Genomic DNA, 15244 nt, shown 5'->3' on the forward strand with positions numbered 1-15244 from the left:
GATTTACGATACTAGCGGTAATCCGCCTTTTCGGAAAGTATCGAAAACCGTAGCTCTTCCCCGTCATCACAGGAGAGCACTCATGAACCGCTTCATCCCCCTTTTCGCAGTCATCGGCATCATGGCAGCACCCGCCGCCCAGGCTGGCGAGCTCTGGCGCGCGACAGGCCTCGAACAGCCGGAATCGGCACTGTTCGACGCCGCCAACAACCGCATCATCGTCTCCAACATCGTCGGCAATCCCGGCGATGCCGACGGCAATGGGTATCTCTCGGTGCTGTCCAGCGACGGCAAGACGATCACCCAGCACTGGACCGACGGCATGGACGCCCCCAAGGGCATGGCGATATCGGGCGGCAAGCTCTATGTCGCCGACATCACCAAGGTCCGCGTCGTCGATCTCGCCAGCGGCAAACTGGTTTCCAGCATCACGGTGCCGAATGCGGTCTTCCTCAACGACATGACATCAGACCAATCCGGCAAGGTCTATGTCACCGACATGCTGGCCGACGCCATCTACCGCATCGACGGCGACCGGCCGGAGCTGTTCGTCAGGGATGCGGCGCTGGCTTCGCCCAACGGCGTCTTCGCCGACGGCAACCGGCTGATCGTCGCCTCCTGGGGCAAAGGCATCAAGCCCGATTTCAGCACGGCGGAGCCCGGCGGGCTGCTGTCGGTCGACCTCGCCAGCAAGGTGGTTTCGCCCTTGCCCGGCGCGCAGAAATTCGCCGACCTCGACGGCGTCATCGCCATCGGCGACACCATCTACGCCACCGCCTACATGACCGGCACGCTCTACCGCTACCGTGCCGGCGCCGCGCCGGAAGTGGTGGCGCATTTCAAGCCCGGCAGCGCCGACATCGGCACCGACGGCAAGTCGACCATTTTCGTGCCGCTGATGAATGAGGGCGAAGTTGCCGCGCTGACACTCGACTGAGGGTTGTCTTCCAGTATTGTTAGCCGGCTCGTCCGACTTCAAGGCTGGCGTATGGTACGCTGGCCCGGCATAGGCGGCGAAGGAGGTTGATATGGAAGGCGGGGAGATTCGCGCGGCTCTGGATCGCCATTGGGCCGCCTCCGATGCGAGCGATTTCGAGGCCGAGCACGAGATTTATCGGGAGGATGCGGTGCTCGACTATCCGCAATCGGGCGAGCGCATCCGCGGGCGGCAGAACATTCAATCGTCCCGCGCCGCGCAGCCGAACCGGAAGCGCTTCACGGTGCGTCGGATCGCCGGCGCGGGCGACCTCTGGGTCACTGAGTATGTCCTGGCCTATGACGGGCGGCCGTCCTACACCGTGAGCATCATGGAGTTCCTCGATGGCAAGGTGGCCCGCGAGACGCAGTATTTCGGCGATCCGTTCGAGCCAGGGCCTTCGCGCGCGCAATGGGTCGAGCGGATCCCCTGAAACGAGGCCGCCATAAGGATGGTCATTCGTCCACTCGCCCGCTCCGAACTGCCGAACGATACGGCCGCTCTCGCCCGCTATCTCATTGGCAAGGTGGTGGTGCGAGAATTGCCGGAAGGCGTCGCCAGCGGCCGCATTGTCGAGACCGAGGCCTATGTCGTCGGCGATGCCGCCGGGCATGGCTATCGGGGGATGACCCCGCGCAACCGTTCGCTGTTTCTCGAGCCCGGCCACGCCTATGTCTATGTCGCCTACGGCATCTCATACATGCTGAACGTCTCGAGCGACGTGCCTGGGATCGGAACTGGCGTCCTGATCCGGGCGCTCGAGCCGCTCGAAGGCATCGCCATCATGCGGCTCAATCGCGGCATCGAGCGCTTGCGCGACCTGGCGCGAGGACCGGGAAGGCTCGCCACGGCGTTGCGGATCGATCGTTCGCTCGACGGGCTCGATCTTTGCCGGAAAGGCCCGCTATGGCTCGGACATGGTGAGGACGACGAGCCCGGCGAAATCGGGCAGAGCACCAGGATCGGCATTTCGCGGGACGCGAGCCGCCTGCTGCGATTTTACGTCAGGGGGAGCCCGTTCGTCAGCGGGCCGAGATCGCTCAACGAATAAGGGGACAGCCCCCTGTCTCGACGGACACAAAGCCGGTCGGGATTGGACCGCCATATCGACGGGGCTGCCATCTGGTGCTGCCGTTCGCTCCGGGATATCCGGCTGCACATGAGTGAAGCCGTCAAGGCATCCAGCCTGGCCGGCGCCGTTTCCCCGATGACCCCGGTGCTGGTCTGCGCGTTCGCGATCTTCCTGCTGTCGGGGATGGACGCGGCGATGAAGACGCTGGTTATCGCCGTCGGCGTCTACAACACCGTGCTGTGGCGCAGCATGGTCGCGACTGTCGTCGCCGGTGCAGCCTGGTCTGCAGGGGCGCGCTCAAAGCCAACCTTTGCGGTGCTGCGGCTGCATGCGCTGCGTGCCGCTGTCGTCGGCATCGTCCTGATATGCTTCTTTTGGGGTCTGGCCAGGCTGCCGCTGGCGGAGGCGATCGGGCTCAGCTTCATCGCGCCCCTGTTCGCCCTCTTCCTCGCCGCCTTGTTGCTGGGCGAGCGAATCCGACGGCAGACGATATGGGCATCGCTGGCCGGCATCGCCGGCGTCGCGATCATAATGGCCGGCCAGTTCGGGCGGGAAAGCTATTCGCACGATGCCATGCTGGGCACGGCGGCGGTGCTCGTATCGACGGTGTTCTACGGCTACAATCTGATCCTGGCGCGGCAACAGGCGCAGTTGGCCAAGCCAATCGAGATCATGTTGTTCCAGAACCTTTGCGTCGCCATCCTCCTCGGCCTCGCCGCGCCGTGGCTCGCGGTGGCACTGCCGACCAACCTTTGGCTTCCCCTGGCCGGGGTGACAGTGCTGTCGCTTGCCGGGCAATTCCTGATGAGCTGGTCCTACGCCCGCGCCGAGGCGCAATATCTGATCCCGACGGAATACTCGGCCTTCATCTGGGCCATCGCGCTTGGCTGGTTCTTCTTCGACGAGGCGGTTGCCTGGACCACGCTGACCGGAGCATGCTTGATCGTCGCCGGCTGCCTGATCGCGGCGCGCGCAAACCCAAAGCTTGCCGAGCCGATCGAGGCGACAGTCTGACGGTGCCTGTCGTCAGCCGCGCCGCGCGGCTTCGATCGCGGCGACGTCGATTTTCTTCATGTCCATCATCGCATCAAAGGCGCGCTTTGCTTCATCGCCGCCGGCAGCCATCGCCTCGGTCAGCACGCGCGGCGTGATCTGCCAAGAGACACCCCATCTGTCCTTGCACCAGCCGCATGCGCTTTCCTGGCCGCCATTGCCGACGATGGCGTTCCAGTAGCGGTCGGTCTCTTGCTGATCGTCGGTGGCGATCTGGAACGAGAAGGCTTCGTTGTGCTTGAACACCGGCCCGCCATTGAGGCCGAGGCAGGGGATGCCGGCGACCGTGAATTCGACCGTCAACACATCGCCCGCCTTGCCGGACGGATAGTCGCTGGGAGCACGATGGGCGGCACTCACCGCGCTGTCGGGAAAAGTTTCGGCGTAGAAGCGGGCTGCAGCCTCGGCGTCTTTGTCGTACCATACGCAGATCGTGTTCTTGGCAATTGCCATTGCTTGTCCCTTTCCCTTTTGAACCCATTGCGGCCCGGTTTCCCACGCACCCCACGGCGATTCACAGTCAGCCTCGACGGTGCGAACACAGAATGCGCTCATGCCACCGGATGTTCCGCCCACGAAACGATGTTCCTGTGGGCCGGGTTTTCTGCATTCGGGTCGACCGTGGCCGGCGTTAGCCAAGGAGGTTGCGCAGCGTCCGCATGAACACCTTCGACCCGATCGGAATCAGGTCGTCCGGAAAATCATAGTCGGGATTGTGCAGCGCCGGGTGCCGTTCGCCCGCGCCAAGGAAGAACATCGCCGATGCCGCCTTGTGGCCGAACACGCCGAAATCTTCCGAGGCGCGCATCGGCAGGTTTTCCTCTCCGTGCGGGACGCCCTCCTCATCAAGCGCTCGCCGCAGATGCTCAACCGCCTCCGGTGCGTTGACGCTGGCCACGAACACCTCATGATAGTCCCACCGGGGCGACAAACGATGCTCGGCGGCAATGCGCGTGACCAGGGCTTCCGCGGCGGTGCACAAATTTGCCATGCGATCGTCGCGCCGGGTGCGCAGCGTCGCCCAGATCTCGGCCTGGCCGGGCGCGATGCCGAACACGGCTTCGCCCATCTCGGCATGGGTGACGGTGACCATGCTGAAGTCGTCGTCGGCAAAGGTTCCGCGCCCGAGCGCAGGCAGGGCCGGCATCAATTGGCTGATTGCCACCATGGGCGAGATGCCGGTCTCGGGCATCGACGAATGCGCGGTCTTCCCCTCCAGCACGATGCGCATGCCACGCGAGGCACAGTTCACCACGCCCGTCTTGAGCCGGACCTCCCCGAGCGGCACACCCGGCAGATTGTGCAGTGAGAACGCGAAATCCGGCGCGATCGCGCCGAAGCGCGGATCGGCGACGACGCCGGCAGCGCCGTTGCCGGTTTCTTCCGCCGGCTGGAACATCAGCACGACACGGCCGCGGGCCGGCCTCTCGCGCCCCAGCTGACGGCCAAGCGCCGCCAGGATCGCGGTGTGTCCGTCATGGCCGCACATATGCGACTTGCCCGGCACGAGCGATGCATGAGGCGCGCCCGAAAGTTCGTGGATCGGCAGCGCATCGAGTTCCGAGCGGAACAACAGCGTTGGTCCCGCCTCGCCGCTTTCATAGATCGCCGCCACGCCGTGTCCGCCCAATCCGGTCAGCACCTGGTCCGGCCTCGTATCGGCGAGGAAGTCGACGACCTCTTTCGCAGTGCTCTCCTCTTCATTCGAGATTTCCGGGCGCTGGTGCAGCTGGCGCCGCCATGCCGTAAGCTCGACGATGTCTCGATTGGTCAGGGTCACGTTGTCCGTCTCCGCTTGCGCTCTGCATAACACACGCAACGAAACTTCCGCCAAGGGACAAAGGCGGTCAATCCGGAGCGGGTTGTGCCAGAGCGAGTTCCGGAATGGCGCGCGCCCCGACTACCAGAGTTCAGATGTCGGGATCATCGATAATGCGAGAGAGCGTGCTGCGCCCAAGCGCACTCATGGCGGGGTTGGTGCGATGGTAATACCAGACGAGACCCATCGCCTGCTGGAATGCCCAAGCCGCACCACGCTGCCACCAAAGGTCCTCAACTTGAAGGCCGCACCGAAAGGTCGCCCTTCGCTCGCGGTCTAGAAGATGCCACGCGACGACCAAATCCAGCGACGGGTCGGCTGGTCCGAAACTGCCACCATCAAGCACTCCGACAAGACGCTCGCCCTGCACGAGAAGGTTTGGTGGGATAAGGTCCTTATGACTCATCACGACAGGCCCAGCGGATGGCAACTCGCGGAAGCGAGCCCACAAGTCGCGCAGGCGAGCCACGTCGAGAAGGCCCTCGCTGTTTTCAAAGCAAACATTCATCCAATCGTCATGATCGGAGAGATTTCCCCCACGTCCTTGCCCGTCGAAGCGTCGGCCCCGTGTGTCCGCTTGGCGCAACGATGCCACGAGGCGCGCAAGGTCCAGGGCGAACGTCGTCGATCCACAGAGCCCGCGCGGCGTGGCGACCTCGCCTTCGATCCACGTTTGCAATGCCCATGGCATTGGATAGTGAGGACCTGGCTCGCCGAGACCAATCGGTTGAGGCGTCGGAAACAGGCAATGTTCTCCAAGCTCGACCATGGCAGCGGCCTCCGACCGGAGCATATCGGCGCATTCGGCCGGACTCATCGCCCGCAGTGGGAACCGCGCAGTGCCCTTGGAGCCAATGAGGAAGATGGCATTGACGGTTCCCGAAGATCTAACTGAGGTGATGTCCTCAAGACGATACTGGGGAAACTGATCGCGGATCATCTGGCGGGCGATATCGATGTCGATATCCACCTGATCGTCATGCATCATGAGTTCTCGTCCTGCCGAGCTCGGCATGAAGGGCAAATCGTTTGGTGGTTTTAGCGAATGCAGGGACCAATGTCCGCTTCCATGTCTTCGCAGTAGATCCCAGTATGTCTGAAACGAAGCACTTTTCAGACAGGCAGCCCAGGGCCGGGAACTTGCGGCTTCCGGTCCAGTCGCCCGGCCCGAAACAGGAAGCCGACCCCCGCCGCCGCCCAGTCACCATGGGCCAGGACCATCATGAAGTCCGCGCGGCGTATCGAGACGCCTGTCATCGCACACCCCCAGTGAACCCGATGCTCGTCCCGCGTGCCGTCAACACCTAAGGGAAAAATCCCAGGCCCGATGTGCTAACCTGGGAGAAACAGACCGCTGGACCGAACTCGAACGAATCCGCACCGGTTGCAGACAAGGCGTCCCCGCTTCGGCTACAGTTGCGCCGAAAGCGACAATCATCGAAGGAGACTATCGAGGTGAACGAAGACGCCGCCAGCCCAAGGCCGCTCGCGGAGATTGCCAGCTATCATGCCCATATCTACTACGACGGGCAAAGCGAGCGACAACATGCCGAATGGCTGCGGCTTCGCATCGGAGAACGCTTCCGCGTGCGCCTGGGCAATTGGCATGAGCAGAAGGTTGGCCCGCATGATCAGGCAATGTACCAGGTCTCATTTGCTAGCGAGATTTTCGCCTCACTCGTCCCGTGGCTGATGCTGAATCATAGGGGGCTCAGCATACTCATCCACCCGAATACGACCAACCCAAGGCGCGACCATCTGGTCGATCCGGTCTGGATAGGCCGGCCGCTGGCCGTGAACGGCGATAGTCTTCCGCACGTTCATGAGGCGGAAGAGGCGCTGCCGCCCAACACCAACCCGTCCCTCTCGGCCTAGCAATTCTCGGCGCAAGCGTCCGCGCGGGCGAGGAGAAAGGCGGCTTCCCGCATGTTGCGGGTAAGCGTGGCCGCGGTCTCGAATTCGGAGCGGGCCTCGGCCAGCCGGCCGGCCCGAAACAGGAAGTCGCCCCTCGCCGCCGGCAGTGGCGCATAGTTGCGCAGCGCGGCGGCGTCGGCAATCTCGTCCACCAGCCGCAGGCCGGCTTCGGGCCCGAAGGCCATGCTGTGGGCGATCGCTCGATTGAGATCGACCACCGGTGAAGGCATCACGGCCCGCAGCCGGTCGTAGAGCGCTGCAATGCGGGGCCAGTCGGTATCAGCCGGACTGCGTGCGCGCGCATGGCAGGCCGCGAGTGCGGCTTGCAATGCATAGGGGCCATCGCCCCCGAGCGTCTCGGCGCGAGCCAGCGCGTCAAGGCCCCGGCGGATCAGCAATTGGTCCCAGCGTGCGCGATCCTGCTCGGTCAGCGGCACCAGGGCACCGTCCGGGCCAATGCGTGCCGGCAGGCGCGATGCCTGGATTTCCATCAGGGCCAGCAGGCCGAACACTTCGGCATCCTCGGGCATCAGCCCCGCCAGCATGCGGCCCAGCCGTTGCGCTTCCCGGCACAGGCCCGGCCGAACAAGATCGTCGCCCACCGTGGCGGCATAACCTTCATTGAAGATGAGGTAGACGACCTCCAGCACCGAGGAGAGCCGCGCCGTGCGTTCGGCGCCGCGCGGCACCTCGAAACTCAATCCGGCCTTGCCGATCGTCCTCTTGGCGCGGACGATGCGCTGGGCGATCGTCGCCTCAGTCGAGAGGAAGGCACGGGCGATCTCGTCCGTCGTCAGACCGCCGATGACACGCAGCGTGAGCGCGGCACGGGCGTCGGCCGAAAGCACGGGATGGCAGGCCGTGAAAATGAGGCCAAGCAATTCGTCGCCTAGATCGTCGTTCATGGCCGCTTCGATCATCCCGGGCGTGTCGTCGACCTCGCCGTCCAGCTCGCGCGCGATCTCCTCATGCTTGCGCGCGCGCATCTTGTCGCGACGGATCGCGTCGATGGCGCGGCGCTTGGCCACCGTCATCAGCCAGGCACCGGGATTGGCCGGAACGCCGGTACCGGGCCATTGCGACAGGGCAATGACCAGGGCGTCCTGCGCCAGTTCCTCAGCACGGTCGACATTGCGCACGACGCGGGCCAGACCCGCGATGAGCCGGGCCCGTTCAATGCGAAAAATCGCTTCGATCGCCTGGTGCGTCTCGCCTGCTGTCATGCCGCCGCATTGTCGGCCAAAGTCACAAGGCAGGCAAGCAGGCTGCGGCCGACAGTCGCTAGGGCCGCTGAGCTTCGCGCGGGTCCGCTCATGAATTTCCGTGACCTCCGGCGTCCGCTACTCCTGCCAATCAGCCATCTCGTACAACGGCCGGATTTCGATCTCGCTCGGTCCCGGCATCGGATTGGGGCAGCGCTTCACCCAGGCCACCGCCTCGTCCATGTCCTTGACCTCCCAAAGCCAGAAGCCGGCGACCAGCTCGCGGGTCTCGGCGAAAGGCCCGTCGATGACCCTGCGGCCGGGACCATCGAACGCAATACGCTTGCCTTCCGAGGAGGGTTTGAGGCCATCGGCGGTGAGCAGGATGCCGGCATTGCGCAGCTCGTCATTGTACTTGCCCATCGCCTCCATCATCGCCGTCGTCTCGGGCGTGGGGACAAAGCCCTTTTCGCTGTCTTCGGTCGCCTTCACGAACACCATCACTCGCATCGTCTGTCTCCTGTTTTGAGCCGGCCTCATCGGCCTCGCATCGAAACGACGAACGGGGTTTACGGAAATCGACATCGTCCCGCAAATTTCTTCGACGGTTGGGGCGCGCAGGCCGCTTCCGGGCCAGGGATCGAAGTCGGCAATGGTCAAAAGCCGGAAGCGGCCACCCGAAGACAATGGTTGCGAACCGCTAGCCTCCCAGGCCTGGCTCGGCAGGTCGCGATACATACTCGGGAAACTCCGCGGCGCCTCGGCTCAGGGCCTTCACCATGAGAAGGCCGTCATCAAAGAAGCCGTTTCGAACATAAAACTGGTGCGTGGGTTCCTTGCCAAGCACCATGGCGATACGAAAGACAGCGCATCCAGTCCGCTCACCCTCCGCCTCGATCCACGCCATCAGCCTGCTGCCCGTGCCAAGGCGGCGCAGCGTCGTGTCGACCACCACATGGTCGGCTTCGATGTACTTCCCGCACCAGAGCTGAATGCCCGTCCAGAAGCCGGAGACACCCACCATCCGATCGCCGACATAGGCCGCGATACAGCGGTAGTTGCCCTGCGCGAGCATTGCCGAGAGCCGTTTCCGAAACGCTGCTTCGTCCAGGTGCGAGTGGCTCAGCCGGTACACCGGATAGATCGAGAGCATCTCATCGAGCCCATTGAGTTCACGAATAACCACCTCGTCGGCCACGACGGCCCTCCTCCCCTGTCGTTCCACTCTGCGGTCGATCCCGGCTGCGGTCCAGTGGGATCTTCCAAGTCGGGGGGTTTAGCCGATGACCGCTTCGGGTCAAAAGCGGGGCCTGGCGATCGGCGCTGACGGCGGACAAGTTTCACCTGACCAAGTGGCTCCCGGCCGGCAAATCCCGACCACTACTGCGTCTCTCGTTTCCCGTTCAGCTGCGCCCGCGCGTCGCGGATCGAGGCGGCATAGGTCACCAGCGGCCGCTTGACGCCGTGGTTGATCAGCATTCGCCGTGTCTGCGGCGAGGCGCCCGATATGATGAAGCGGACACCGGCGCGCCTGGCCTTGCGGGCGGCGCCCTCGATGACATTGGCCGCGGTCGAATCGAGGAACGGCACGGCCGAGCAGTCGAGGATGAAATTCCTGCGCTGGTCGGCGATGCGGTCGAGCACGGTGCCGACAGTCGATGCGGCGCCGAAGAAGAAGGCGCCGGAGATGCGGTAGACGACGGTGTCGACGTCGCTTGCCTCGCTGGCATCATAGGCGCTGCCGCTGCTGTCTGCGACATCCTCCTGCACCAGCGGTAAGTCGGCCTCGACCGCGATCGACTTGGCCATGCGGTCGATGAACAGGATCGACCCCAGCACGAAGCCGACGACGATGCCCTCGGTCAAGTCGCGGAAGACGACGAGCAGGAAGGTCACCATCAGCACCAGCGCGTCGCCGCGCGACGCGCGCAGCAGCGTGGCGAAAGCCTGTTTCTCGAACATGTTCCAGCACACCACCGCCAGCACGCCGGCAAGGGCGGCAAGGGGGATGTAGCTGGCGAGAGGCGCGGCCACCAGCATCAGAGCAAGCAGGATGGCGGAGTGGATCATGCCGGAAATCGGTCCATGCGCGCCGGCCCGCACATTGGTCGCCGTGCGGGCGATGGTGCCGGTGGCGCAGATGCCGCCAAACAGGGCCGAGGCGATGTTGGCGAAGCCTTGCGCCACCAGTTCACAGTTGGAACGGTGCCGCCGACCGGTCATGCCGTCGGCGACGACGGCCGACAGCAGCGATTCGATCGCGCCGAGCAGGGCAAAGGCTATGGCATCCGGCAGCACGTCAATCATCCTGCCCAGGCTGACCGGCGGCAAGGAAGGCATTTGCAGGCTGCGTGGGATGCCGCCAAAGCGGGTGCCTATCGTCTCCGCAGGCAGCGCAAACAGCGCCACCACCAGCGAGGCCAGGCCGATGGCGACGAGCATGGCGGGCCATGTCGGCCGCCAGCGCTTCAGGCCGGCGATGGTGACGATGGTCAACACCGACACGAAGGTCGCGGCGAGGTTGATGGTGCCGGCCGCCTCACCGATCGCCATCAGTTTCGGCACCAGCGGTCCAGGCTCCTTGCCGGTAAGTTTCAGTCCGAACAGTTCGACGATCTGGCCTGAAAAGATGATGACGGCGATGCCGGCGGTGAAGCCGACCGTCACTGGATAGGGGATGAACTTGATGTAGGTGCCGAGGCGGAGATAGCCGATGGCGAGCAGGAAAACGCCGGCCATCATGGTCGCCAGCAACAGCCCGTCGACGCCGACCCGGGCCACCGTTGCTGCCACCAGCACGATGAAAGCGCCAGCGGGCCCACCGATCTGGAAGCGGCTGCCGCCGAGCGCCGAAATGATGAAACCGCCGATGATCGAGGTGTAGAGGCCACGCTCCGGCGTCACGCCCGAGGCAATCGCGATCGCCATCGACAGCGGCAACGCGACGATGGCGACGGTCAGGCCGGACATGAAGTCGGCCTTGAACTGCGGCAGATGGTAGCCCTCGCGCCAGACCGTCACCAGCTTTGGCGTGAACAATTCGGAAAATGTCGGCTTTGCCGACCCTTGGGCCGACTTCTGGGCCGACCTCTGGCCCGGTTGATGCACTGCCCGCTGCGCCTGATCCATGGACTGGTTTCCGCTCTAGAAAGGCGGCGGGATCGTCGGCAGGACTGTCGGCGGTCGCCGTCGCGACTTTATGCCGGCTCAGCCTTCGGATCCGGCGGCACGACAGGCTTGAGGCGCACGCCCCTGCCGCCGCGCTCGCTGGTCTGGTTCTCGCCGATCAGCTCCACCCCGGCCTCATCGAGAGCCTGGATGACCTTCATCAGCGTATCGACCACGCCCCTGACCACGCCGTCGCTCGCCTCCATCCGCTGGATGGTCGGAAGCGAAACGCCAGCGCGTTCGGCGAGCGTCTTCTGATCGACGCCGGCCAGCGCCCTTGCGGCGCGCATCTGCGCGGCAGTGATCATCGGCCGAAATCCCCGTCTGAGTCTGCGGCTATAGCGTATAATACCATCATTGTGATGTTTCAAGCATCAACATGAATGTCTGAGACGTAAGCGCCTGTTTGTCCATTTTGTCAGATACTTCCTGGGGACTTCGAGCTAGGGTGTTCCATCTGGGGCAGGGGGTAGCGCGGTTGAATCTTTTCAGGAGCGTCATGACATCGGCATGCGTGCTGTCGGTGGCTCTTTTGCTGGCAGGCTGCGGGCATGGGCTGATCAACCGACTGATTTGATTTCTGCCCGGGGCCGTCAATCTGCAATTTCGCTTTCGTCGTTCAGGCGGCGTCCGCGTCCCCGCTGCAACGCGCGGGCCGCCAACCAGCACAGCATTGCCCAGGCGAAGCCGGCGCACCAGCCGGCCAGCACATCCGACGGCCAGTGGACGCCGAGATAGATGCGGCTGACGCCGACCAGCAGCGTCACCAGCACGGCGAGCGACAACACATAGATCTTCGTCACCCTTCCCGGCAGGAAACTCGCCGCCAGCGAGCCGAGCGTCAGATAGGTCACCGCCGACAGCATGGCGTGACCGCTCGGAAAGGACAGCGAAGTTTCGTTGACCAGATGCGAAACGAGTTCGGGCCGCGGCCGGTCGACACCGAGTTTGAGCAGGCTCGACAGCACCTGGCCGCCCGCCACCGCGACGAAGATGAGCAGCGCCGTTGCCGGACGGCGGATCAACAACAGATAGACGATCGTCGCCGCCGTGATCAGCACCAGCACGGCCGAGCTGCCGAGGCTGGTGATATCGCGCATGGCGCCTTCCAGCCAAAGCGGGCCGATCGGCACACCCGGCTGGCCCGGCTGGCGGAAGGCGAGCAGGATTTCGGTGTCGAAGGCGTGCGGCGTGGTGGCCCGCGCCACCTCCATCAACTCCTCGAACCCCCACAGGCAGCCGGCGATGACCAGGCCGGCCAGCAGCACCGGGAATTCGATCCGGTTCAGCAGTGCATTGGCGGCGTTCTTCATCGGCAACTGGCCCGTTACAACCGCCCCTGCAGATAAGGTCCGAGCGTGATCAGCGCCACGGCGGCGATCGCCAGCACGATGCCGGTCGCCTGCAGCGTGTTGACGCGCTCGCCGAAGAACATCAGGGCGACGACATTCACCGAGACCAGCTGGATGACGGCCGAGAGACTGAACGACACCGACATGCCGAATTCGCGGATCAGCCGCAGCATGACCAGATTGCCCAGCGAATAGAGCGCCAGCGTCAGCAGGATCTTGCCAAGGCTCGGCGCCATGCCCCACTGCTTGGCCGCCATCGCCGCCAGCAGGAAGATCACCGTCGAAAAGCCAAGCTGCAGCAACCCCGAAAAACTCAACGTCCTGTCCCCTCTCGAAGCGGATCGCGCCGCGTGTATCGCGGACTTGTTTCCGAAGCGCGCCGGGACGTCAAGCGACGTTGATCAAACGAAGGCCTTGGCAACGGCAAGATGGAAGCTCAAAGTGCCGGCATCGCCCAGCCTGTCGATTGAAGGGCGGTCGGGGGCCATGATTCGCATTCTGCAAAACTTGTTGCGACGCTGGAGCGAGCTTTCTCTCGCGCTGCAATTCCTCGTTGCCGGCGGCTTTGGCCTTCTGGCCGTCATGCTGGTGGTGGGCGCCTGGGTGACGACACAGATCCGGGACGGCGTCATCCGCAATTCGGCTGCCACGACGGCGCTCTATGTCGACAGCGTGATTGCGCCACTGCTGCCCGACCTGCGCAAGAGCCAGGAACTCAGCGATAGCGTCAAACAAGCGCTCGATGAGACGCTCGGCCAGGGCGCGCTCGGCAAGCGCATCGTATCGTTCAGGCTCTGGCGCCGTGACGGCATGGTTCTCTATGCGAAGGAGGCGGGTTTGATCGGTCACCGCTTCGATCTGAGCCCCGGGCTGCGTTCCGCCTTCCAGGGCAATGTCGTCGCCCAATTCGATACGTTCGACGAGAACGAAAGCCAGGCGGAGGCGATCGGCTTGCCGTTGCTCGAGATCTACAATCCCGTGCGCGAGCCGTGGTCCGGCGAAGTGGTGGCCGTCACAGAATTCTATGAGGTCGCCGACGACTTCAAGACCACCCTGGCTTCCGCTCTGCTGTCAAGCTGGCTGATCGTGGCCGGCGCGACCCTGGCGGCATTTGTGCTCCTGTCCGGCATCGTCCTGCGCGGCAGCCGCACCATCGACGACCAGCGCGGGGCGCTGCGCCGCCAGGTGTCGGAGCTGCAGGGCCTGGTGGCGCAAAACAACGCCTTGCGGGTTCGCGTGCAGCGGGCGTCCCGCCGTGCCACCGCGCTCAACGAAAGATACCTGCGCCGCATCGGCGCCGACCTGCATGACGGTCCGGCCCAACTCGTCGCGCTGGCGGCGCTGCGCATGGATAGTCCGGTATTTTCCGGCGATGGCCATTCGAGCGAAAGCCGCTCGACCGAGGTTGCGATGATCCGCAAGACGCTGGAGGATGCGATGCGCGAAATACGCGGCATCTGCACAGGCCTCGTCCTGCCGCAGATCGAGACGGCTGCCACAACGGACATCCTGCGGCTGGCCGTCAACGAACACGAGATGAGGACAGGGACGTCGGTGACACTCACGCTGGCCGGACACTTGCCAGAGCCCGGTGCCTCCGAGAAGATCAGCATCTATCGTTTCGTGCAGGAAGGGTTGAACAATGCCTATCGCCACGGGCGAGGCAAGGATCAGGCGGTGAGTGCGGGGATGAAAGGCAGCAGGCTTTTCGTTGAAGTCTCGGACGGCGGGCCAGGCTTCGATCCGGCACGCGTCGAGGGCCTCGGGCTCGCCGGGCTCAGAGAGCGGGTCGAAAGCATTGGCGGCCAGTTCGAAACCTTGACCGGGCCGCACGGCACGCGATTGGTGATCCGCCTATCGGTCGAGGAGCAAGCATGATCGGCGCCATTCGCATTGCCATTATCGACGACCATCCCCTCTTTCGCGAGGGCGTGACGCGCAGTCTGACGGAAATCGGCGGCTTCGAGATGGTGGGCGAGGGCGCCACGGCGCAGGATGCCGAACGCATCGTCTCGACCGTACGGCCGGACATTCTGCTGCTCGATATCTCCATGCCGGGCGGCGGTCTGACCGCGGTTGCAAGCATCCTCGCCAGCCATCCCGCCCAAAAGATCGTCATGTTGACCGTTTCGGAGGCCAATGCCGACGTGACAAGGGCCCTGAACGCCGGGGTGCGTGGCTATGTCCTCAAAGGTGTCGGGTCGCGCGCGCTCGCAGACATCCTGCACAGCGTGGCGGCCGGGGAAAGCTATCTTTCGCCGACGCTGTCAGCCCGCCTGCTTTCGGATCTCCAGTCCCTGCAGCCGACCGACGGCATAGTGGACCGGCTGCGGCAACTCACCGAGCGACAGGCAGAAATTCTGCGACTGGTGGCGGAGGGCCTGAGCAACAAGGAAGTTGCCTTGCGGCTGGAGCTGCAGGAGAAGACCGTCAAGCATCACATGACCGGCGTGCTGTCGAAGCTCAATGTGCGAAACCGCACCGAAGCAGCCTTGATGATGCGTGAGTCGCGCGACCGGGACCGGAACCATTCGTAGAGGCTTCGGCCATCCGAGAGCGGCTCACCGTTTCACGGAAACGCCGAACAGCTCTATCAGGCGCGCTTTAAGTCTTTGTCGTTGCCTCTGCTTCTGGGCGACACACATCAGCCGGAAACCGGGTGGCAAAAGAGAGGTCACCTCCGCCGGG

17 protein-coding genes are annotated in these 15244 nt (G+C 64.1%); 7 read left to right on the top strand and 10 right to left on the bottom strand.

Annotation, left to right across the window (positions count from 1 at the left end; translation table 11 throughout):
- The first annotated feature begins 82 nt into the window (after positions 1–82).
- From CGZ66_RS09700 to CGZ66_RS09715, 4 genes are all read left to right on the top strand, one after another.
- Positions 83–937 (top strand): SMP-30/gluconolactonase/LRE family protein, encoded by an 855-nt coding sequence (locus CGZ66_RS09700; RefSeq protein WP_095083832.1) that lies wholly within the window; start codon positions 83–85, stop codon positions 935–937.
- 91 nt (positions 938–1028) lie between these two features.
- Positions 1029–1409 carry a nuclear transport factor 2 family protein gene (locus CGZ66_RS09705; RefSeq protein ID WP_095083833.1) on the top strand — a complete coding sequence of 127 codons (381 nt, stop codon included), beginning with the start codon at positions 1029–1031 and terminating at the stop codon, positions 1407–1409.
- An 18-nt stretch (positions 1410–1427) separates the two neighbouring features.
- Entirely contained in the window at positions 1428–2027 is a 600-nt protein-coding gene (locus tag CGZ66_RS09710; RefSeq protein ID WP_095083834.1) for a DNA-3-methyladenine glycosylase, read from the top strand.
- A gap of 108 nt (positions 2028–2135) precedes the next feature.
- A complete protein-coding gene (locus tag CGZ66_RS09715) occupies positions 2136–3062 on the top strand; it encodes a DMT family transporter (RefSeq protein ID WP_095083835.1) in 927 nt (308 codons plus the stop codon).
- Positions 3063–3074: 12 nt separating this feature from the next.
- On the opposite strand, the gene CGZ66_RS09720 is transcribed toward CGZ66_RS09715, so the two are convergent.
- The 3 genes from CGZ66_RS09720 to CGZ66_RS09730 all read right to left on the bottom strand — a co-directional run bounded on the left by CGZ66_RS09720 (position 3075) and on the right by CGZ66_RS09730 (position 5908).
- Entirely contained in the window at positions 3075–3554 is a 480-nt protein-coding gene (locus tag CGZ66_RS09720) for a VOC family protein (RefSeq protein WP_095083836.1), read from the bottom strand.
- 178 nt (positions 3555–3732) lie between these two features.
- Positions 3733–4881 carry an amidohydrolase gene (locus CGZ66_RS09725; protein WP_095084364.1) on the bottom strand — a complete coding sequence of 383 codons (1149 nt, stop codon included), beginning with the start codon at positions 4879–4881 and terminating at the stop codon, positions 3733–3735.
- Between the two features lie 130 nt (positions 4882–5011).
- Positions 5012–5908, bottom strand: a complete 897-nt coding sequence (locus CGZ66_RS09730) for an aminoglycoside phosphotransferase family protein (protein ID WP_206073694.1) — start codon at positions 5906–5908, stop codon at positions 5012–5014.
- Between the two features lie 467 nt (positions 5909–6375).
- On the opposite strand from CGZ66_RS09730, the gene CGZ66_RS09735 reads away from it, so the two are divergent.
- Positions 6376–6795: a DOPA 4,5-dioxygenase family protein gene (locus CGZ66_RS09735; protein ID WP_095084366.1), complete on the top strand. Its 420-nt coding sequence runs from the start codon at positions 6376–6378 to the stop codon at positions 6793–6795.
- Here CGZ66_RS09735 and CGZ66_RS09740 read toward each other — a convergent pair.
- The 7 genes from CGZ66_RS09740 to CGZ66_RS09770 form a co-directional block, all read right to left on the bottom strand.
- Positions 6792–8057 (bottom strand): RNA polymerase sigma factor, encoded by a 1266-nt coding sequence (locus tag CGZ66_RS09740; protein ID WP_095083837.1) that lies wholly within the window; start codon positions 8055–8057, stop codon positions 6792–6794. The genes CGZ66_RS09735 and CGZ66_RS09740 overlap by 4 nt on opposite strands.
- Before the next feature lie 117 nt (positions 8058–8174).
- Positions 8175–8546 (bottom strand): YciI family protein, encoded by a 372-nt coding sequence (locus CGZ66_RS09745; protein WP_095084367.1) that lies wholly within the window; start codon positions 8544–8546, stop codon positions 8175–8177.
- 190 nt (positions 8547–8736) lie between these two features.
- On the bottom strand, positions 8737–9234 hold the full coding sequence (locus CGZ66_RS09750) for a GNAT family N-acetyltransferase (protein ID WP_095084368.1): 498 nt from the start codon (positions 9232–9234) through the stop codon (positions 8737–8739).
- Between the two features lie 182 nt (positions 9235–9416).
- Positions 9417–11165 (bottom strand): SulP family inorganic anion transporter, encoded by a 1749-nt coding sequence (locus CGZ66_RS09755; RefSeq protein ID WP_095083838.1) that lies wholly within the window; start codon positions 11163–11165, stop codon positions 9417–9419.
- 68 nt (positions 11166–11233) lie between these two features.
- A complete protein-coding gene (locus CGZ66_RS09760) occupies positions 11234–11512 on the bottom strand; it encodes a helix-turn-helix domain-containing protein (protein WP_095083839.1) in 279 nt (92 codons plus the stop codon).
- 285 nt (positions 11513–11797) lie between these two features.
- Complete coding sequence (locus tag CGZ66_RS09765; RefSeq protein WP_095083840.1) at positions 11798–12517, bottom strand: phosphatase PAP2 family protein; 720 nt, start codon at positions 12515–12517, stop codon at positions 11798–11800.
- A gap of 14 nt (positions 12518–12531) precedes the next feature.
- Positions 12532–12873 carry a hypothetical protein gene (locus tag CGZ66_RS09770; protein WP_095083841.1) on the bottom strand — a complete coding sequence of 114 codons (342 nt, stop codon included), beginning with the start codon at positions 12871–12873 and terminating at the stop codon, positions 12532–12534.
- A 169-nt stretch (positions 12874–13042) separates the two neighbouring features.
- Here CGZ66_RS09770 and CGZ66_RS09775 point away from each other — a divergent pair, with 169 nt between their 5' ends.
- Together CGZ66_RS09775 and CGZ66_RS09780 are read left to right on the top strand one after the other, a co-directional pair.
- Positions 13043–14434, top strand: coding sequence for a sensor histidine kinase (locus CGZ66_RS09775; RefSeq protein WP_095083842.1), 1392 nt, complete (start codon positions 13043–13045; stop codon positions 14432–14434).
- The gene (locus CGZ66_RS09780) at positions 14431–15093 is read left to right on the top strand and encodes a response regulator (protein ID WP_095083843.1); all 663 of its coding nucleotides are present in this window, start codon (positions 14431–14433) and stop codon (positions 15091–15093) included. The genes CGZ66_RS09775 and CGZ66_RS09780 overlap by 4 nt, the downstream gene beginning before the upstream one ends.
- Positions 15094–15244: the final 151 nt, after the last annotated feature.

It is taken from the genome of Mesorhizobium sophorae (assembly GCF_002270415.1).
Lineage (GTDB): Bacteria > Pseudomonadota > Alphaproteobacteria > Rhizobiales > Rhizobiaceae > Mesorhizobium > Mesorhizobium sophorae.